Source organism: Salibacterium aidingense DSM 18341, from assembly GCF_000429685.1.
GTDB lineage: Bacteria > Bacillota > Bacilli > Bacillales > Marinococcaceae > Salibacterium > Salibacterium aidingense.
Genome location: NZ_AUCI01000022.1, coordinates 1 through 16491, shown reverse-complemented (window position 1 = coordinate 16491; position 16491 = coordinate 1). Strand labels below are relative to the sequence as shown.

Genomic DNA, 16491 nt, shown 5'->3' with positions numbered 1-16491 from the left:
ATGTTGATGCCAAAGCGTGTGAAATTTCGTCGTGAACACCGCGGCAAAATGAAAGGCCGTGCTAAAGGTGGAACGGAAGTTTCTTTTGGTGAATACGGCCTGCAGGCCCTGGAACCAACTTGGATTTCCAACCGCCAGATTGAAGCAGCCCGTATTGCCATGACCCGTTATATGAAGCGTGGAGGGAAGGTTTGGATTAAGATTTTTCCAGATAAGCCTTACACTCAGAAGCCGCTTGAAGTACGGATGGGTTCAGGTAAAGGCTCCCCCGAAGGCTGGGTGGCTGTTGTGAAACCTGGTAAGATTATGTTTGAAATAGCAGGTGTTTCCGAAGAGGTAGCTCGGGAAGCACTTAGACTTGCGTCTCACAAGCTTCCGGTAAAAACGAAGTTTGTAAAACGTGAAGAAGTGGGTGGTGAGGCAAATGAAAGCTAACGAATTCAGAGACTTGACCTCAACTGAAATAGAAGAACAGGCAAAGACGCTTAAAGAAGAGCTCTTTAACCTCCGATTTCAGCTGGCAACCGGTCAACTTGATAACCCTGCCCGCATTCGCAATGTCCGTAAGGATATCGCACGTGCTAAAACAGTACTGCGTGAACGTGAACTTGGTCTGAATAAAGTATAAACAAGAGGGGAGGTTCCGCATAAAATGGCTGAACGTAACCAGCGCAAAGTCTACACCGGCCGTGTCGTTTCCGATAAAATGGATAAAACGATTTCGGTTTATGTTGAAACGTATAAAAAAGATTCGCTATACGGCAAGCGTGTAAAAGATTCCAAGAAATTTAAGGCACATGACGAAAATAACCAGGCAAAACAAGGGGATATCGTTAAAATCATGGAAACCCGTCCGTTATCCAAAGATAAACGCTTCCGCCTTGTAGAAGTAGTAGAAGAAGCTGTTATTATCTAATTTATCTTTCTTGGCAGAAGGGAGGTTGGAAAGTCTATGATTCAAGAGGAAAGCATGCTGAAAGTAGCAGACAATTCCGGCGCCCGTGAAGTGCAGTGCATTAAAGTGCTGGGTGGATCAGGACGTAAATCTGCCAACATCGGCGATATGATTGTCTGTTCTGTGAAAGAAGCAACACCAGGAGGCGTTGTCAAGAAGAACGAAGTAGTGCGTGCTGTGATCGTACGTTCAAAAAGTGGAGCCCGCCGCCCGGATGGTTCCTATATCCGTTTTGATGAGAACGCAGCGGTTGTTATTCGTGACGACAAAAGCCCGCGGGGAACCCGTATCTTCGGACCGGTAGCAAGAGAGCTGCGCAGTTCCCAGTACATGAAGATTGTTTCTCTGGCACCGGAAGTTCTTTAATCACGAGATTTAAATTAAGATGGCCTGACGAAGGAGGTGCGATCATGAGTCAACCTAAACTCCACGTAAAAAAAGGCGACAAAGTAAAAGTAATTACTGGAAAAGATAAAGGAAAAGAAGGTGTCATCCTTCAGGCGTTCCCGAGCCAGTCCCGTGTTTTGGTAGAGGGAATTAATATGATTAAGAAACACGAAAAGCCTTCACAGGAAAATCCACAGGGCGGTATTCTTAATCAGGAAGCGCCGATCCATGTATCAAATGTGATGCCGATCGATCCAAGTACGAACGAACCGACACGTGTCGGCTCTAAAGTAGAAGATGGGAAAAAAGTGCGTATCGCCAAAAAATCCGGCGAACCCCTTGATAAGTAAGTCAGTTGAGGAAAGGAGGTCACTTCAATGAACGCTCTGAAAGAAAGATTTAAAAATGATATTGTGCCTCATTTGCACAACAAATACGAATACTCTTCCGTTATGGGAGTTCCAAAGATTGAAAAGATCGTTATTAATATGGGGGTAGGGGACGCTGTCCAAAACCCGAAAGCCCTTGATAAAGCGGTAGAAGAATTGTCTTTGATCACCGGACAGAAACCGCTTATTACCAAAGCAAAAAAATCAATTGCGGGATTCAAAGTCCGGGAAGGCATGCCTATCGGCGCGAAAGTTACCCTTCGCGGAGAGCGCATGTATGATTTCCTGGAAAAGTTAATTAACGTTTCCCTTCCTCGTGTACGTGACTTCCGCGGTGTTTCCAATAAAGCTTTTGACGGACGCGGGAATTACACGATGGGAATCAAAGAACAGTTGATCTTTCCTGAAATTGAATATGATAAGGTAGACAAAGTGCGCGGTATGGATATTGTAATTGTTACGACGGCTGAAACTGATGAAGAAGCTTACGAACTGCTCGATCAAATGGGTATGCCGTTTAAAAAATAAAACGAAAAACGTTAAAGGAGGGAATACGGACCTTGGCTAAAAAATCTATGGTCGCCAAACAGCAACGTCCTCAAAAGTTCAAAGTGCGTGAGTATACTCGGTGCGAGCGTTGCGGACGTCCTCACTCCGTCATTCGTAAATTTAAACTTTGCCGGATTTGTTTCCGCGAACTAGCGTATAAAGGACAAATTCCAGGCGTGAAAAAAGCCAGCTGGTAAGCCCGAGATAGGGAAGGAGGTAAATCGATATGGTCATGACTGATCCAGTAGCAGATATGCTGACTCGCATCCGGAATGCGAATACGGTTCGTCACGAAAAATTGGAGCTGCCTGCGTCGAACCTTAAAAATGAAATTGCATCTATTTTGAAGCAGGAAGGTTTCGTTCGTGATGTAGAATCCGTAGAAGACAATAAACAAGGAATCATCCGTATCTTTTTGAAATATGGTGCGGAGAATGAACGTGTTATCACTGGACTAAAAAGAATCAGTAAACCAGGACTCCGTGTGTATGCAAAAGCTGACGAACTGCCGCGCGTACTTGGCGGCCTTGGCATTGCTGTTATTTCTACATCCAGTGGAGTGATGAGTGATAAAGAAGCCCGTAAAAAGCAGGTCGGCGGCGAAGTACTTGCTTATGTCTGGTAATAAATTCAGTGTCAGAACGGAGGTGTAATGAATGTCCCGTATTGGTGTAAAACCTATTGAACTTTCGAATGATGTTTCTGTATCGATGGAAGGTAATACGATCACGGTAAAGGGTCCAAAAGGGGAGCTTTCCCGCGATCTTCATCCGGAGATCAAAGTAAATCTCGGAGAAGAACAGATTACTTTTGAACGCCCGAGCGATCACAAAGAGCATCGTTCCCTTCACGGTACCACCCGCAGTATTGTAAACAACATGGTGGATGGTGTAAAAAATGGTTTTGAAAAAAGCCTTGAGCTGGTTGGGGTAGGTTACCGTGCCAGCAAATCCGGCAATAAACTGGTGTTGAACGTAGGATATTCCCACCCGGTGGAAATTACTCCGGAAGAAGGAATCGAACTTGATGTTCCATCCAATACCAAAGTAGTTGTAAAAGGCATTGATAAAGAACGTGTTGGGGCAACGGCTTCCAATATACGTTCCGTGAGAACTCCTGAGCCGTATAAAGGAAAAGGAATCCGCTATGAGAACGAATATGTTCGTCAAAAAGTAGGTAAGACTGGTAAGTAACGTTTTCCGGTAATCGTTTCGAAAGGAGGAACGCAGCATGACAACGAAATCGAAAAAGTACGCCAATCGGAAGAAGCGCCATGTGAGCATCCGGCAGAAAATTAAAGGAACTTCCGAACGCCCGCGTTTAAACGTATTCCGTTCTTCCAAGCACATTTACGCGCAGGTGATTGATGATGTAAAAGGAATCACACTCACATCTGCTTCTACATTAGAAAATGATATTAATGTGGAGAACGGCGGCAATGAAGAAGCAGCTAAAAAAATTGGCGAAATCGTGGCGAAGCGCGCCTCGGAAAAAGGCTGCGATACCGTTGTATTTGACCGCGGAGGGTTTATATACCACGGACGTGTGCAGGCTTTAGCTGAAGCAGCCCGCGAAAACGGCCTGAATTTCTAAAATGATGGGAGGGAAATAAATGCAGATTGATGCCAGCAAACTTGATGTTGAAGAAAGAGTAGTCGCGATTAATCGTGTAGCCAAAGTTGTAAAGGGTGGACGCCGCTTTCGTTTTGCAGCTATCGTTGTGGTAGGAGATCGTAACGGTCATGTCGGATTTGGCATGGGTAAAGCCCTTGAAGTGCCGGAAGCGATACGTAAAGCAGTGGAAAATGGGAAGAAGAATATGGTCCAGGTGCCAAGAAGCGGCACAACCATTCCACACGAGATTGTAGGTCATTTCGGAGCAGGAAATGTGCTTCTTAAGCCGGCTTCGGAAGGTACAGGAATTATTGCGGGCGGACCGGTCCGTGCTGTACTGGAACTGGCAGGAGTAAACGATATTCTCTCCAAATCTCTTGGCTCCAATAACCCTATTAACATGGTTCGCGCTACGATTACAGGTCTGACCGAATTGAAAACAGCAGAAGAAGTCGCCAGACTACGTGGTAAAAGCGTTGAAGAATTGTTAGGATAAGGAGGGAAAGACGATGGCCAATAAAGTGGAAATTACCCTCAGCCGCAGTTTAATCGGACGGCCGGGAGACCAGCGTGACACAGTCAGTGCCCTTGGCCTCCGGAAGGTGAATCACACAGTTGTGAAAGAAGATAATCCCGCGGTTCGCGGAATGATTAACAAAGTCTCACATCTGTTGACTGTTAAAGAATTAGACGCGTAACGTTACATTTAAGTGATAGGGAGGTGTCATCATGAAACTTCATGAGTTGAAGTCGGCAGAAGGATCCAATAAAGACCGCAGCCGGGTAGGGCGCGGACCTGCGTCTGGTAACGGCAAAACGTCAGGACGTGGTCATAAAGGACAAAACGCCCGCAGCGGCGGCGGAGTCCGGCCTGGTTTTGAGGGCGGTCAAAATCCTATTTATAAACGACTGCCTAAACGTGGTTTCACAAATCCGACCCGCAAAGAGTTCGCGATCGTGAATGTAGAATTACTCAACCGTTTTGAAGCAGGTACGGAAGTTACACCAGAGCTTCTTTTGCAGGAAGGCGTCATCAGCAAAAGAAAAGAAGGCATTAAAATTCTGGGTAACGGCAGCTTGGATAAAGAACTGACCGTTAAAGCGAACAAGTTCTCTGCTTCCGCAGCACAAGCGATTGAAGCGGCCGGCGGAAAAACAGAGGTGATCTAATGTTCCGCGCGATCTCCAATATATTTCGCGTGAGTGATTTAAGAAACAAGATCTTTTTCACGCTCACGATGTTAGTTGTTTTTCGGATCGGAAGCTTCATTCCGGTACCGGGATCTAACAATGACGTATTAAATTTTGCGGATCAAGCCAATGCGTTTGGGTTTCTTAATACGTTTGGAGGAGGAGCCCTTTCTCAATTCTCCATTTTTGCCATGGGGGTCATGCCCTATATCACCGCTTCCATTGTCGTGCAGCTGCTGCGCATGGACGTGGTGCCGAAATTTACCGAATGGGCAAAGCAGGGAGAAGCCGGACGGAAGAAACTGGCGCAGTTCACGCGGTATTTCACCGTGATTCTTGCTTTTTTGCAGGGTCTGGGGATGTCGATAGGATTTAACAATATTTTCAGCGGCTTAATTCCCAACCCGAGCATTCCAAAATATATATTCATTGCTCTTGTTATGACGGCTGGGACCACTTTTTTAATGTGGCTTGGCGAACAGATCACAGCTAAAGGCGTCGGTAACGGAATATCCATCCTGATCTTTGCCGGTATCGCTGCGGGGATCCCCAGCGGGGTTAACCAGCTTTATGCGACGCAGATTCAGGAGGCCGATCAGCTTTTCACAGGTATTGTGACGGTGCTCTTTATTGCTATTGGAGTACTGGCTATTATTGTTGGTGTGATTTATGTCCAGCAAGCTCTCCGTAAAGTACCGATTCAGTATGCAAAACGCTTGGTAGGACGGAGTCAGGCAGGTGGGCAGTCCACCCATCTTCCGTTAAAAGTTAACTCAGCCGGCGTTATTCCGGTGATTTTTGCTCTATCTTTATTTATATTTCCTCCAACCGTTGCCGGTTTTGTTGGAGAAGACAATGCGGTGTCACGCTGGATTATCCAGAACTTTGACTATACGCAGCCGGTTGGTATGGTAATCTACGCGGCTTTGATCATCGGTTTCACGTATTTCTATACCTTTGTTCAGGTTAATCCGGAACAAATGGCCGAAAATCTGAAGAAGCAGGGTGGTTACATCCCTGGCATCCGCCCGGGACGAACGACAGAGATGTATATACGCAGAATCCTGTATCGTTTAACCTTTGTGGGGGCTTTGTTCCTCGCTGTTATTGCGATAATTCCTGTGTTTTTCATAACGCAGCTGGATCTGCCGCAGACCATCCAAATCGGTGGTACTGGTTTGCTTATCGTGGTCGGGGTGGCCCTGGATACGATGAAGCAGATAGAAAGCCAGTTAATTAAAAGAAGTTATAAAGGATTTATTAAATAAAGATAGAATCAGGGAACAAGGGTCTTTTTAAAGCTGCCTTGTCCCCGGCTGACTACGGAGCATGGAGGAGATATCATGAATTTGATATTAATGGGGCTGCCCGGTGCCGGTAAGGGCACTCAAGCCGAAAACATTGTAGAAAAGTACGGCATCCCTCATATTTCTACAGGAGATATGTTTCGCGCTGCGATCAAAGAGGAATCAGAGCTGGGTAAAAAAGCAAAGTCCTACATGGATGCAGGTGAATTGGTGCCGGATGAAGTCACGGTAGGTATTGTCCGGGAACGACTTGGCAAAGATGATTGCGAGCATGGCTTTCTTCTGGATGGTTTTCCCCGGACAGTCCCTCAGGCGGAAGCCCTGGAGAACATTCTTTCTGATATGAATAAATCTCTGGATTACGTCCTGAATATTGATGTGGATCGAGAAAATCTGGAAAGAAGACTTACAGGAAGACGGGTGTCCCCGACCTCGGGAAAAACGTACCATATTGAGTTTAATCCCCCGAAAGAAGAGGGCATTTGTGATGTGGACGGCAGTGAACTGATTCAACGAGACGATGATAAACCGGAAACCGTGAAAAAACGGTTGGACGTAAATATTGAACAACAGCAGCCTTTGATTGATTTTTATGAAGAAAAAGGGTATCTTCGCAATATCGATGGAGATCAGGATATAGATGAAGTATTTCAGGACATTGAAGAACTATTGAAAGGACTTCATGCATGATTATTTGTAAAACAGATCGCGAACTCGATATAATGCGGGAAGCGGGTAAAATTGTAGCCCTGACCCATCAGGAATTAAAAAAGCATATTCAACCGGGTGTTACGACCCAGCAGTTGAATGATATTGCTGATAAAAAAATTCGGGAACATGGGGCAGTCCCGTCATTTAAAGGCTATGGCGGCTTTTCCGGCAGCATATGCGCTTCAGTAAACGAAGAGTTGGTACATGGAATTCCGGGGGATCGAAAGCTGCACGATGGTGACATCATTTCCATTGATATTGGGGCATATTATAATGGTTATCACGGAGATTCTGCCTGGACGTATCCGGTTGGTACCATTTCAGCAGAAGATCAGCGCTTGCTGGATGTTACGGAAGCCTCTCTGTTTAAAGGATTAAAAGAGGCTGTGCCGAAAGAGCGCTTGTCAAATATTTCTCATGCTGTCCAAACGTATGTGGAGCCAAATGGGTTTTCCATCGTTCGCGAATATGTCGGGCACGGAGTAGGCCAGGATCTGCACGAAGATCCGCAGATTCCGCATTTCGGCCCGCCGGGAAAAGGGCCGCGTTTGAAACCGGGAATGGTATTGGCCGTAGAACCAATGGTGAATGCCGGAGAGCGTTATGTTCATACACTTTCCGATAATTGGACCGTTGTCACGACCGATGGCAAGAACTGTGCTCATTTTGAGCATACCATTGCAATAACCAATACAGGCTATGAGATTTTAACGAAAGCCTGAATAAAAGGTGATGCCAGGATGAATGATGCTGAATCGCCGCCCGGAGTCGGCCAGGTCGTTCGAATTAAACAAGGACGCGAAGCCGGCAACTTTGCGGTTGTCATTGGAGTGGTAGAGGATCGTTTTCTCTTGTTGGCAGACGGGGAAAAACGAAAATTTGACCGGGCTAAAAAGAAAAACATCACCCATGTGGAAGTCTTTTCGCATGTTTCCAATGAAGTCAAACGGAGTATTGAAGAAACCGGCCGTGTTACCAACGCCAAATTAAGGTTCGCTTTAATGTTTTTTACACAAGAGCAGCCGGAATTACTGAAGGAAGGAGAATAATGCATGGCCAAAGATGACGTAATCGAAATGGAAGGCACCGTAATTGAACCACTTCCGAATGCGATGTTCCGGGTAGAGCTGGAAAACGGGCATAAGATCCTGGCGCACGTTTCTGGTAAAATACGGATGCACTTTATCCGCATTCTTCCCGGAGATAAGGTGACTGTTGAAATTTCGCCATATGATTTGTCCCGCGGACGAATTACGTACCGCTATAAATAAATACAGCCGGACGGACCGGCTGGAAACTGAGTTTGTTTGATTGTATTTACTCTCGCATGTACTCCGCGCAGTTAAGGAGGTAAATAGACATGAAGGTGAGACCATCCGTCAAACCAATATGTGAAAAGTGCAAAGTCATTCGCCGTAAAGGCACGGTAATGGTTATCTGCTCAAATCCAAAGCACAAGCAAAAACAAGGATAAGAAAAAGGAGGTGCTGATATAGATGGCACGTATAGCAGGTGTTGACATTCCACGTGACAAAAGAATTCCGATTTCCCTAACCTATGTGTATGGCATTGGAAAGTCATTAGGACAGCAGATTGTGCAGGAAGCAGGAATTGATGAAAGTACACGCGTCCGCGATCTGACCGAAGAAGAACTGGCCCGCATTCGTACAATTGTGGATAACAATTTTACGGTGGAAGGGGACCTTCGCCGGGAGCATTCGCTTAATATCAAGCGTTTGATTGAGATCGGAAGTTATCGCGGTATCCGCCACCGCCGCGGGCTGCCTGCCAGAGGGCAGAAGACCAAAAACAACTCCCGTACCCGTAAAGGCCCGCGCCGCACGGTAGCAAATAAGAAGAAATAATAAAGCAAAGGAGGTACATGAATTATGGCTAAAGCAAAAACAAACACCCGTAAACGCCGTCAACGTAAGAATATAGAGTCCGGCGTCGCCCATATTCGTTCCACATTTAACAACACGATTGTGACGATTACAGACGTTCAGGGCAATGCTTTATCCTGGGCCAGCGCAGGAGCTCTTGGTTTCAAAGGTTCCCGGAAATCCACCCCCTTTGCGGCTCAAATGGCAGCGGAATCGGCTGCTAAAACAGGAATGGAGCATGGACTAAAATCCGTTGAAGTTGCAGTAAAAGGACCGGGCGCAGGACGTGAAGCGGCCATCCGTTCGCTGCAGGCAGCTGGTCTTGATGTAAGTGTCATTCGCGATGTGACTCCGGTACCTCATAATGGCTGCCGTCCGCCGAAACGTCGCAGAGTGTAACCCGAATGAAGTATAGTTTTTCCTGAAGTGTCAATAATGGGTAAGGCTATGCAAAAGACGGATCCCCTTACGCATTGTTGACGAGTAAGGCTGGTCATATAGTCGGGAACTGCCTATTGCAACATTCCGAGAGGCTGAAAGGAAAGCTCTGGGGTGTGGACGTTTTGAAGGAGGGTATAAATTAGAATGATCGAAATCGAAAAGCCTAATATCGAGCCGGTTGAATTAAGCGAAGATGCCAAGTACGGCAAATTTGTCGTGGACCCGCTGGAGCGCGGTTATGGCACAACTTTAGGAAACTCCTTGCGTCGAATCCTTTTATCCTCCCTTCCAGGGGCTGCTGTGACAACAGTTCAGATTGACGGCGTTCTTCATGAATTCTCGACGATCGAGGGTGTCGTGGAAGACGTTACGACGATCGTCTTGAACTTAAAAAAGCTGGCTCTGAAGATATACTCCGATGAAGAGAAAGTACTTGAGATTGACGCGCAGGGCGAAGGTGTAGTGACGGCTAAAGATATCACACACGATAGTGATGTGGATATCCTTAATACAGATTTGCACATTGCAACACTGACAAAAGGCGCTAACTTCCATATGCGTATTACAGCACAGCGGGGACGCGGGTATGTTCCAGCTGATGGAAATAATAGTGATGATCTGCCTATTGGTGTACTCCCGGTTGATTCCATCTATACGCCGGTGGATCGTGTCAACTATCAAGTGGAGAATACCCGGGTCGGTCAGATCACCAACTATGATAAGCTAACGCTTGATGTATGGACGGATGGAAGCATCCGCCCGGAAGAGGCGATTTCGCTGGGCGCTAAAATTATGAACGAGCACCTGAATATATTCATCGGACTGACAGATCAGGCTCAAAATGCGGAAATCATGGTGGAGAAGGAAGAGGATCAGAAGGAAAAAGTTCTGGAAATGACCATTGAGGAACTGGATCTATCTGTCCGTTCTTATAACTGTTTGAAACGCGCCGGTATTAATACCGTGCAGGAGCTTACTCAAAAGTCTGAAGAAGATATGATGAAAGTCCGTAATCTCGGACGTAAATCGTTGGAAGAAGTACAGGAAAAACTGGGTGAACTTGGTCTCGGTCTCCGCAAAGAAGACTAATCCAAGGTATCCTTAGTGTCCCGGAAAAGGAGGGAAATATACATGTCTGCATATGCAAAACTAGGACGTGACAGTTCTGCCCGTAAAGCACTCTTCCGTGATCTGGCAACAGATCTCATTATTAATGAGCGCATTGAAACGACGGAAGCCAAAGCCAAGGAACTCCGTCCTATCATCGAGAAGATGGTAACACTGGGAAAACGCGGCGATCTGCATGCTCGTCGACAAGCGGCGCAGGTGATCCGCAAAGAAATAGCGGATGAGGAAAACAATCAGGATGCCGTGCAAAAACTGTTTGACGATATTGCACCTCGCTATGAAGAGCGTCAGGGCGGTTATACCCGCGTATTGAAGGCAGGTCCGCGCCGTGGAGACTCCGCCGAATTGGCTATCATTGAATTTGTATAAACGCAGGACGTTTATGCTTTCTTTTTGAGGACAGTTACCTATATAAATATGATTGCAAGGGCAGGACAGTACCTATGTTGGTCAGACGTCTGTGCCCTTTTTTTATGCTCCTTTAAAAATTAAATTGTTAACCTTTTATAATATATGTTAACATTTAATCATTGATGATTTAGAAGCAGTAGGGGGATAATCATGGAAGCAGTAACCTTTCATCATGTATACTATCAATACGAGGAGAAGGCCCCCTCTGTTATTAAAGGGGTCCATGCTACGCTTCACCAAGGAGAATGGGCAGCGGTCATTGGAGCGAATGGCTCCGGAAAATCAACCCTCTCCCGCCTGGTTAATGGACTGCTGCTTCCATCCGAGGGAACCGTTGCTGTTTACGGACAAAATACCGCTGCAAGCGGAACCCTTCCGTTCATCCGACGCCAGGTAGGAATGGTTTTTCAAAACCCTGACCACCAATTTGTTGCTCCCACCGTACGGGATGATATCGCGTTTGGCATGGAAAATGCGGGGATAGAACGTCTGGAAATGGAAAGGCGCATCGCCTATGCTGCGAGTCAGACCGGAATCAGCCAGCTTTTAGATTCCGAACCCCACCGGTTATCTGGAGGGCAAAAGCAGAGGGCCGCGATGGCAGGCGTGCTGGCGTTGCAGCCTGATATCCTGGTATTGGATGAGGCGACTTCCATGCTGGATCCTACGGGGAGAGAGGACGTCATGCAGACGATCCGTCATCTTCATGATGAAAAAGAAATGACGATTCTTTCAGTCACTCATCATCTGCATGAAGCTTTACAAGCAGATAGAGTGTGGTATATGGAAGAAGGAAGACTGGTGCATGACTGGCCTGCGGAAGAGCTATGGAAGGCCCCGGAAAAGCTTGCCCGGTTGAACATGCCGCTGCCTTATTCCCTTGGTCTGATACATGCCTTAAAAAAGATAAATCCTTCAAATCCGGGAATAGAGAAGATCATTCAAAAGGCGGTAAGAAAATGAATGTCACCATCCAGCAGTTAAGCCATGTCTTCATGCCAAATACACCGTTTGAAACGAAAGCACTTCAAGAGGTGACCCTTGCTTTTCCAGAAGGGTCTTTTTCTGCGGTTATCGGACGAACAGGTTCTGGCAAATCAACTTTGGTGCAGCATATGAATGGACTGCTGAAGCCTTCTGCAGGAAAACTTGAAATTGGCGGACAGGTGATCCATCCTAAAACAAAACGAAAAACACTAAATACCCTGCGGCGAAAAGTTGGGATGGTTTTTCAGTACCCAGAGCATCAACTGTTTGAAGAAACGGTAGAAAAAGATATTTTGTTTGGCCCAAAAAATATTGGTCTGTCGATGGAAAAAATGAAGAAAAAGCTTCCTCAGCTGCTCGAACAGGTAGGCCTGGATGAATCTTTTCTGCCGCGTTCTCCTTTTGATCTAAGCGGCGGCCAGATGAGAAGAACAGCGATCGCAGGGGTCCTGGCCATGGAACCGGAGCTTCTCATATTGGATGAGCCGACCGCAGGCCTCGACCCTCAGGGACAGGAAGATATGATGACACTATTTCAGGAATGGCATCATGTGCATGGGACCACGGTGATCCTGATTACCCATCAGATGGAGGAAGCGGCGCGGCTCGCAGAACACGTGATTGTTATGGAAGAGGGACAGGTGAGCATGGAAGGAAGACCGCAGGAAATATATGAAAGAGAATCAGAACTGAAGGCTCTCGATTTAGATATTCCGGAGAGGGTCCGCGTATTAAAACAAATCGAAGAGGAAACAGGCTGTTCTTTTTCGTCTTATTCTTTATCTCCGGAAGAAGCTGTGAAGGAAATCCGGCAGTTCAGGACACTTCAACGGACAAGGAGGAAGGTGGATGTTTGAACATGTCATTATCGGACAGTACCTTCCAGGCCGTTCTTTTTTACACCACATGGATGCCAGGGCCAAACTGGGGACCGTTTTTGTGTTTGTTTTCACGATTTTTATGATGGACACCTGGTTTGGATATGGAGTGCTCTGGGCAGCGGCCCTGTCCGCTTATTTTTTATCCGGCGTGTCATTTCGTTATATGCGAAAAGGGATGGTTCCGATATTTCTATTAATCCTTTTTACATTTTTTCTGCATGCGCTTTTTACACAGGAGGGAGAAGCGCTTGTTTCCGCGGGAGTTTTCACTTTATACGCGGGCGGAGTGGAACAGGGGGCCTTCATTGGGCTGCGGCTTCTGCTGCTTGTGTTTGTGACCTCGTTGTTAACACTGACCACCAGTCCGATTGATTTAACGGATGCACTGGAGCAGCTGCTTACCCCTTTAAAACGTATTGGAATCCCGGCTCATGAGGTTGCTTTAATGATGTCGATTGCGATTCGGTTTATCCCTACCCTTCTGCAGGAAACAGAGAAGATTGTGAAGGCGCAGACAGCGAGAGGAGCATCCTTTCATCAAGGCTCCTTCAAAACGCGTGCACAGGCTTTCACAGCACTTCTGGTGCCCTTGTTTGTGCGGGCCTTCAAACGGGCAGAGGACCTTGCCCTGGCGATGGAGGCGAGAGGATACAATGGGGGGGAAGGACGGTCAAAACTAAGACAGTTAATATGGGGCTGGCGGGACACCACAGCCTGTCTTCTTGTTGTCTCGCTGAGTGCTCTATTGGTTTTTTTCGGGAAATAAGGAGAGGTGGCAATGCGGAGAGTAAAAGCAATAATCAGTTATGATGGTACGGACTTTTCGGGATGGCAGGTTCAGCCCGGAAAACGAACGGTGCAGCAGGAAATGGAACGAGTGCTGACAAAGATTCATAAAGGGGACCATGTGCCGGTGGTATCCTCCGGCAGAACCGATTCTTCCGTGCACGCGATCGGGCAGGTCCTTCATTTTGATACACCCCTTGCGGTCCCAGAAGAAAAATGGCCAAAAGCAATCAATCAGCTTCTTGCTCCCGATGTTCAGGTGAAGCAGGCGGTATATACTGATTCTTCGTTTCATGCCCGGTTTGATGCTGTGGAAAAAACATATTGGTACCGGGTGCACGCTGCCAGGGAGAAAGATATTTTCCGACGCAATTATGTTTATTTTTACCCTTATCCCATCGACCGGAATGAAATAAAAAAAGCGGCCGCCTATATGACGGGGACCTATGATTTTTCTTCATTCTGTGCCTCGCGTACGGATGTTGTGGACATGGTAAGGACCGTCCACGAAGTGAAAGTGGAAGAAAACGGGGATGAACTTCACTTCACATTCAGAGGCAGTGGTTTTCTCTATAACATGGTTCGCATAATGACAGGCACCCTGCTGGAAGTCGGAAAAGGGCTGCGGCAGGCCGAAGATGTCCCCGGCATCATCCAGGCCCGGTCGCGCCAGGCAGCCGGTAACACAGCCCCCGGACACGCCCTGTATTTATGGGAAGTCCGCTATAAATAAAAAAGGCCTGGAACAACGAATCCGAGTGTAGAATCAAAACAACAACAGACCGTGGCTGTCTAACACCCTGAACCGACCGTCTTTCTAAAAGGCTGTCGGTTCTTTTTTTGACTTTTTTGGTACAATCAACAGGGTATGTATAATATCAGGCATAAAGGGGGAGGCTTTCATATATAGCGTTTATTTTTTCACTATTTGCGCCATATATGATATACTGTATGGAAAAGATCGCACACGTCGTATCTATCGCAGACGAACACGGAAACGAACAAGTCGAACAATTCCGCAAAGATTTAATATCAGAAGCAAAACACAGCTCCGCGGGTTATGTGAAATTATTATTTCTCGAACGAGCGCTGATTTATACCCAGAGTATAAAAAAAGTGCAGTTAGATAAACACGAAACGACCCTCGCCATCTCTCATAATGGGAAAGAAACAGCAAAACGTTCACATTATACAAAGAACTTCGTAAACAACCGATTTACGAGCTGCGTCTCGACTTTCCGGAATACCATTCATGGATTCGCGCCACATTCTTCTCGATACATTACAATAATCAACTTTACTACTGCTTTGTCAAAGCCTTTAGTGACAACCCAGATTTAACCCCACAAACCCAATGAGAAATGAAACGTACCGAGTTTTTCAAAAAGTACGGGCGCATCCAAGGCTTTATCTAATATAACGTTAAAACGATAAAGGAGGAGAAAACCATGAGAGACCTCACTCGAACCGATGATATCATCCAAGAGATACCCGAAACGGAATCGTTTTTCTATGGTATTAGTGCTGCGTATGGAAACACCATCTTTTCGTACCGAATGGATCGTGATCTCACCCAAAAACAATTAGCAACAATGGCTGGCGTAGGCGTGAAAACGATCCATCGCGCCGAAGGTGGCTCCTCCAACCTGGGGGTTCAGACGTACGAAAAAATCTTTCGAGCATTGGGTGTTCCAAAAGAAGATATCCCCCAGTTATATCGAGAGACGGCTGCCAATAAACCGTCCTTAAAATCCTAAACCGATCGGCTTTTCTAAAGCTGTCGGTTCTTTTTTTTATAAAACCAGACCCGCCCCGTGCCTCTCAAAAACCAGAAACAGAACAAGGAGGTTTAATTGTGACTGCAATGATGCCCCGTCGCTATGCTCCGGGGCCGGCACATAAAACAAAGACAATAGTATTAAAGGAGGCCTTTCCTATGGATATCGAAACGATCAAACAAAAATCCACCATCTTTTTTTTTGGACCGTGGTGCCTATAACGTCAATAACCCCGAAGAGCTCATTGTCGACATGGATATCATCGAGAAAGAAAACGGGCTGTTTGCTTACGCTAAACAGGGGTATGTCACCCTTGAGTTCGAACTAACCGAGGATGTCATGGCTCAGATGACAGAAGGGGATCAAATAATACCTGTTCGAATCAAGAGAAGAAGCCAGGAGGAACTATGACGAAGAACTTGAGGATGAAATCGAGGCTATTCTCATCATGCCGAAAGACGAATTAATAGAACGCTTCTTTTATGCCTGGCACGGAGAAAATATTCGAGACGAAGAAATCACCAAAACCATGAAAACGAAAATCAAATCAACTTTCGGTGTCGACGTATAACAGCAGCGAGACCGGGACAGAAGGATAGGAGCTGGCCGAAAACCCGAACAAAACAAGCTGCACCCGGTCCCTGCGCATTCCATGGGAACGGCTTCAGCTCACTTGGTAAAGAAGATCGCATTACCAAGTGAATCTGGAGTCTCCGTGGCCGGTCTCGGCTGAATAGAGAAGGTGGTTGGGCCAAACGAAAGAAAAATTAGTAAAACGGACATCTTAGGGTTTATATAACAAGAACGTCCATTCAGCGGAGTCAAAATAGGTCGACTCCTGCGGGAAAAGCACGAGTCTCGAGACCCCGCAGGAAGTGGCTTTCTTCCGAGGAGGCTCGAGCCGTGCCCGCGGAAAGCGACCTATTTTGACGCAGCGATAGAACAATACACAAAAATCCGAACGATTTATGGAAGAAATCGTTCGGATTTTTTGTCCTTGGTAATGTTTTGTCCCAGACTCGTTTTTTTTATAAAACCAGACCCACCACGCCTCTTCTGAAGTACCAGACGATCCCCCCCCGATACCACCAAA

General features: G+C 46.5%; 31 protein-coding genes. All 31 read left to right on the top strand.

Annotated elements, in window-relative coordinates:
- The 31 genes from rplP to G475_RS27920 all read left to right on the top strand — a co-directional run bounded on the left by rplP (nt 1) and on the right by G475_RS27920 (nt 15969).
- Nucleotides 1-435 (top strand): 50S ribosomal protein L16, encoded by a 435-nt coding sequence (gene rplP / locus G475_RS0117560; RefSeq protein ID WP_026702391.1) that lies wholly within the window; start codon nt 1-3, stop codon nt 433-435.
- Nucleotides 425-628 (top strand): 50S ribosomal protein L29, encoded by a 204-nt coding sequence (rpmC, locus tag G475_RS0117555; protein WP_026702390.1) that lies wholly within the window; start codon nt 425-427, stop codon nt 626-628. Before rplP ends, rpmC begins: the two co-directional genes overlap by 11 nt.
- Before the next feature lie 24 nt (nt 629-652).
- Entirely contained in the window at nt 653-916 is a 264-nt protein-coding gene (gene rpsQ, locus G475_RS0117550; protein WP_026702389.1) for a 30S ribosomal protein S17, read from the top strand.
- Between the two features lie 36 nt (nt 917-952).
- Nucleotides 953-1321, top strand: a complete 369-nt coding sequence (rplN, locus tag G475_RS0117545) for a 50S ribosomal protein L14 (RefSeq protein WP_026702388.1) — start codon at nt 953-955, stop codon at nt 1319-1321.
- A gap of 44 nt (nt 1322-1365) precedes the next feature.
- Complete coding sequence (gene rplX / locus G475_RS0117540) at nt 1366-1692, top strand: 50S ribosomal protein L24 (RefSeq protein WP_026702387.1); 327 nt, start codon at nt 1366-1368, stop codon at nt 1690-1692.
- Nucleotides 1693-1719: 27 nt separating this feature from the next.
- Nucleotides 1720-2259, top strand: coding sequence for a 50S ribosomal protein L5 (gene rplE, locus G475_RS0117535; protein WP_026702386.1), 540 nt, complete (start codon nt 1720-1722; stop codon nt 2257-2259).
- Between the two features lie 32 nt (nt 2260-2291).
- Nucleotides 2292-2477, top strand: coding sequence for a type Z 30S ribosomal protein S14 (locus G475_RS26900; RefSeq protein ID WP_018924659.1), 186 nt, complete (start codon nt 2292-2294; stop codon nt 2475-2477).
- 29 nt (nt 2478-2506) lie between these two features.
- Entirely contained in the window at nt 2507-2905 is a 399-nt protein-coding gene (gene rpsH / locus G475_RS0117530; RefSeq protein ID WP_026702385.1) for a 30S ribosomal protein S8, read from the top strand.
- Between the two features lie 31 nt (nt 2906-2936).
- Nucleotides 2937-3473 carry a 50S ribosomal protein L6 gene (gene rplF, locus G475_RS0117525; RefSeq protein WP_026702384.1) on the top strand — a complete coding sequence of 179 codons (537 nt, stop codon included), beginning with the start codon at nt 2937-2939 and terminating at the stop codon, nt 3471-3473.
- Nucleotides 3474-3510: 37 nt separating this feature from the next.
- On the top strand, nt 3511-3873 hold the full coding sequence (gene rplR, locus G475_RS0117520; RefSeq protein WP_026702383.1) for a 50S ribosomal protein L18: 363 nt from the start codon (nt 3511-3513) through the stop codon (nt 3871-3873).
- Between the two features lie 19 nt (nt 3874-3892).
- Entirely contained in the window at nt 3893-4390 is a 498-nt protein-coding gene (gene rpsE, locus G475_RS0117515; RefSeq protein WP_026702382.1) for a 30S ribosomal protein S5, read from the top strand.
- Nucleotides 4391-4403: 13 nt separating this feature from the next.
- Nucleotides 4404-4592, top strand: coding sequence for a 50S ribosomal protein L30 (rpmD, locus tag G475_RS0117510; protein WP_026702381.1), 189 nt, complete (start codon nt 4404-4406; stop codon nt 4590-4592).
- A 31-nt stretch (nt 4593-4623) separates the two neighbouring features.
- On the top strand, nt 4624-5064 hold the full coding sequence (rplO, locus tag G475_RS0117505; RefSeq protein ID WP_026702380.1) for a 50S ribosomal protein L15: 441 nt from the start codon (nt 4624-4626) through the stop codon (nt 5062-5064).
- On the top strand, nt 5064-6353 hold the full coding sequence (gene secY / locus G475_RS0117500; RefSeq protein ID WP_026702379.1) for a preprotein translocase subunit SecY: 1290 nt from the start codon (nt 5064-5066) through the stop codon (nt 6351-6353). Before rplO ends, secY begins: the two co-directional genes overlap by 1 nt.
- A gap of 75 nt (nt 6354-6428) precedes the next feature.
- Nucleotides 6429-7082: an adenylate kinase gene (locus G475_RS0117495; protein ID WP_026702378.1), complete on the top strand. Its 654-nt coding sequence runs from the start codon at nt 6429-6431 to the stop codon at nt 7080-7082.
- Complete coding sequence (map, locus tag G475_RS0117490; RefSeq protein ID WP_026702377.1) at nt 7079-7825, top strand: type I methionyl aminopeptidase; 747 nt, start codon at nt 7079-7081, stop codon at nt 7823-7825. Before G475_RS0117495 ends, map begins: the two co-directional genes overlap by 4 nt.
- A gap of 18 nt (nt 7826-7843) precedes the next feature.
- On the top strand, nt 7844-8152 hold the full coding sequence (locus G475_RS0117485) for a KOW domain-containing RNA-binding protein (protein WP_026702376.1): 309 nt from the start codon (nt 7844-7846) through the stop codon (nt 8150-8152).
- 3 nt (nt 8153-8155) lie between these two features.
- The gene (gene infA, locus G475_RS0117480; protein ID WP_026702375.1) at nt 8156-8374 is read left to right on the top strand and encodes a translation initiation factor IF-1; all 219 of its coding nucleotides are present in this window, start codon (nt 8156-8158) and stop codon (nt 8372-8374) included.
- An 89-nt stretch (nt 8375-8463) separates the two neighbouring features.
- Nucleotides 8464-8577, top strand: coding sequence for a 50S ribosomal protein L36 (rpmJ, locus tag G475_RS0117475; protein ID WP_026702374.1), 114 nt, complete (start codon nt 8464-8466; stop codon nt 8575-8577).
- A 22-nt stretch (nt 8578-8599) separates the two neighbouring features.
- Nucleotides 8600-8968, top strand: a complete 369-nt coding sequence (gene rpsM, locus G475_RS0117470; protein ID WP_026702373.1) for a 30S ribosomal protein S13 — start codon at nt 8600-8602, stop codon at nt 8966-8968.
- A 24-nt stretch (nt 8969-8992) separates the two neighbouring features.
- Nucleotides 8993-9385, top strand: coding sequence for a 30S ribosomal protein S11 (gene rpsK, locus G475_RS0117465; protein ID WP_026702372.1), 393 nt, complete (start codon nt 8993-8995; stop codon nt 9383-9385).
- 186 nt (nt 9386-9571) lie between these two features.
- A complete protein-coding gene (locus tag G475_RS0117460; RefSeq protein WP_026702371.1) occupies nt 9572-10516 on the top strand; it encodes a DNA-directed RNA polymerase subunit alpha in 945 nt (314 codons plus the stop codon).
- A 42-nt stretch (nt 10517-10558) separates the two neighbouring features.
- Complete coding sequence (gene rplQ, locus G475_RS0117455; RefSeq protein WP_026702370.1) at nt 10559-10924, top strand: 50S ribosomal protein L17; 366 nt, start codon at nt 10559-10561, stop codon at nt 10922-10924.
- Nucleotides 10925-11116: 192 nt separating this feature from the next.
- Nucleotides 11117-11929 (top strand): energy-coupling factor transporter ATPase, encoded by an 813-nt coding sequence (locus G475_RS25520; protein WP_051302663.1) that lies wholly within the window; start codon nt 11117-11119, stop codon nt 11927-11929.
- Nucleotides 11926-12810: an energy-coupling factor transporter ATPase gene (locus tag G475_RS0117445; protein ID WP_026702369.1), complete on the top strand. Its 885-nt coding sequence runs from the start codon at nt 11926-11928 to the stop codon at nt 12808-12810. Before G475_RS25520 ends, G475_RS0117445 begins: the two co-directional genes overlap by 4 nt.
- On the top strand, nt 12803-13600 hold the full coding sequence (locus G475_RS0117440) for an energy-coupling factor transporter transmembrane component T family protein (protein ID WP_026702368.1): 798 nt from the start codon (nt 12803-12805) through the stop codon (nt 13598-13600). The genes G475_RS0117445 and G475_RS0117440 overlap by 8 nt, the downstream gene beginning before the upstream one ends.
- 12 nt (nt 13601-13612) lie before the next feature.
- Entirely contained in the window at nt 13613-14353 is a 741-nt protein-coding gene (gene truA, locus G475_RS0117435; protein WP_026702367.1) for a tRNA pseudouridine(38-40) synthase TruA, read from the top strand.
- A gap of 218 nt (nt 14354-14571) precedes the next feature.
- Nucleotides 14572-14961: a hypothetical protein gene (locus tag G475_RS0117430; protein ID WP_026702366.1), complete on the top strand. Its 390-nt coding sequence runs from the start codon at nt 14572-14574 to the stop codon at nt 14959-14961.
- A 107-nt stretch (nt 14962-15068) separates the two neighbouring features.
- The gene (locus G475_RS0117425) at nt 15069-15377 is read left to right on the top strand and encodes a helix-turn-helix transcriptional regulator (protein ID WP_026702365.1); all 309 of its coding nucleotides are present in this window, start codon (nt 15069-15071) and stop codon (nt 15375-15377) included.
- Nucleotides 15378-15650: 273 nt separating this feature from the next.
- Complete coding sequence (locus G475_RS27350; protein ID WP_156911776.1) at nt 15651-15809, top strand: hypothetical protein; 159 nt, start codon at nt 15651-15653, stop codon at nt 15807-15809.
- A 37-nt stretch (nt 15810-15846) separates the two neighbouring features.
- Entirely contained in the window at nt 15847-15969 is a 123-nt protein-coding gene (locus tag G475_RS27920) for a hypothetical protein (RefSeq protein ID WP_267880112.1), read from the top strand.
- The last annotated feature ends 522 nt before the right edge of the window (nt 15970-16491 follow it).

What these genes read in the sequence shown, in the direction of transcription:
- rplX (WP_026702387.1), top strand. Translation starts at nt 1,366, where the DNA reads ATGAGTCAACCTAAACTCCACGTAAAAAAAGGCGACAAAGTAAAAGTA.
- rplP (WP_026702391.1), top strand. Translation starts at nt 1, where the DNA reads ATGTTGATGCCAAAGCGTGTGAAATTTCGTCGTGAACACCGCGGCAAA.
- G475_RS0117495 (WP_026702378.1), top strand. Translation starts at nt 6,429, where the DNA reads ATGAATTTGATATTAATGGGGCTGCCCGGTGCCGGTAAGGGCACTCAA.
- rpmD (WP_026702381.1), top strand. Translation starts at nt 4,404, where the DNA reads ATGGCCAATAAAGTGGAAATTACCCTCAGCCGCAGTTTAATCGGACGG.
- rplO (WP_026702380.1), top strand. Translation starts at nt 4,624, where the DNA reads ATGAAACTTCATGAGTTGAAGTCGGCAGAAGGATCCAATAAAGACCGC.
- G475_RS0117460 (WP_026702371.1), top strand. Translation starts at nt 9,572, where the DNA reads ATGATCGAAATCGAAAAGCCTAATATCGAGCCGGTTGAATTAAGCGAA.
- G475_RS27350 (WP_156911776.1), top strand. Translation starts at nt 15,651, where the DNA reads ATGGATATCATCGAGAAAGAAAACGGGCTGTTTGCTTACGCTAAACAG.
- rplR (WP_026702383.1), top strand. Translation starts at nt 3,511, where the DNA reads ATGACAACGAAATCGAAAAAGTACGCCAATCGGAAGAAGCGCCATGTG.
- rplQ (WP_026702370.1), top strand. Translation starts at nt 10,559, where the DNA reads ATGTCTGCATATGCAAAACTAGGACGTGACAGTTCTGCCCGTAAAGCA.
- rplF (WP_026702384.1), top strand. Translation starts at nt 2,937, where the DNA reads ATGTCCCGTATTGGTGTAAAACCTATTGAACTTTCGAATGATGTTTCT.
- G475_RS25520 (WP_051302663.1), top strand. Translation starts at nt 11,117, where the DNA reads ATGGAAGCAGTAACCTTTCATCATGTATACTATCAATACGAGGAGAAG.
- rpsE (WP_026702382.1), top strand. Translation starts at nt 3,893, where the DNA reads ATGCAGATTGATGCCAGCAAACTTGATGTTGAAGAAAGAGTAGTCGCG.
- G475_RS0117440 (WP_026702368.1), top strand. Translation starts at nt 12,803, where the DNA reads ATGTTTGAACATGTCATTATCGGACAGTACCTTCCAGGCCGTTCTTTT.
- secY (WP_026702379.1), top strand. Translation starts at nt 5,064, where the DNA reads ATGTTCCGCGCGATCTCCAATATATTTCGCGTGAGTGATTTAAGAAAC.
- rpsK (WP_026702372.1), top strand. Translation starts at nt 8,993, where the DNA reads ATGGCTAAAGCAAAAACAAACACCCGTAAACGCCGTCAACGTAAGAAT.
- rpsH (WP_026702385.1), top strand. Translation starts at nt 2,507, where the DNA reads ATGGTCATGACTGATCCAGTAGCAGATATGCTGACTCGCATCCGGAAT.
- rpmJ (WP_026702374.1), top strand. Translation starts at nt 8,464, where the DNA reads ATGAAGGTGAGACCATCCGTCAAACCAATATGTGAAAAGTGCAAAGTC.
- rplE (WP_026702386.1), top strand. Translation starts at nt 1,720, where the DNA reads ATGAACGCTCTGAAAGAAAGATTTAAAAATGATATTGTGCCTCATTTG.
- G475_RS0117485 (WP_026702376.1), top strand. Translation starts at nt 7,844, where the DNA reads ATGAATGATGCTGAATCGCCGCCCGGAGTCGGCCAGGTCGTTCGAATT.
- truA (WP_026702367.1), top strand. Translation starts at nt 13,613, where the DNA reads ATGCGGAGAGTAAAAGCAATAATCAGTTATGATGGTACGGACTTTTCG.
- infA (WP_026702375.1), top strand. Translation starts at nt 8,156, where the DNA reads ATGGCCAAAGATGACGTAATCGAAATGGAAGGCACCGTAATTGAACCA.
- rpsM (WP_026702373.1), top strand. Translation starts at nt 8,600, where the DNA reads ATGGCACGTATAGCAGGTGTTGACATTCCACGTGACAAAAGAATTCCG.
- G475_RS0117430 (WP_026702366.1), top strand. Translation starts at nt 14,572, where the DNA reads ATGGAAAAGATCGCACACGTCGTATCTATCGCAGACGAACACGGAAAC.
- map (WP_026702377.1), top strand. Translation starts at nt 7,079, where the DNA reads ATGATTATTTGTAAAACAGATCGCGAACTCGATATAATGCGGGAAGCG.
- G475_RS27920 (WP_267880112.1), top strand. Translation starts at nt 15,847, where the DNA reads ATGCCGAAAGACGAATTAATAGAACGCTTCTTTTATGCCTGGCACGGA.
- rpmC (WP_026702390.1), top strand. Translation starts at nt 425, where the DNA reads ATGAAAGCTAACGAATTCAGAGACTTGACCTCAACTGAAATAGAAGAA.
- G475_RS0117445 (WP_026702369.1), top strand. Translation starts at nt 11,926, where the DNA reads ATGAATGTCACCATCCAGCAGTTAAGCCATGTCTTCATGCCAAATACA.
- G475_RS0117425 (WP_026702365.1), top strand. Translation starts at nt 15,069, where the DNA reads ATGAGAGACCTCACTCGAACCGATGATATCATCCAAGAGATACCCGAA.
- rplN (WP_026702388.1), top strand. Translation starts at nt 953, where the DNA reads ATGATTCAAGAGGAAAGCATGCTGAAAGTAGCAGACAATTCCGGCGCC.
- rpsQ (WP_026702389.1), top strand. Translation starts at nt 653, where the DNA reads ATGGCTGAACGTAACCAGCGCAAAGTCTACACCGGCCGTGTCGTTTCC.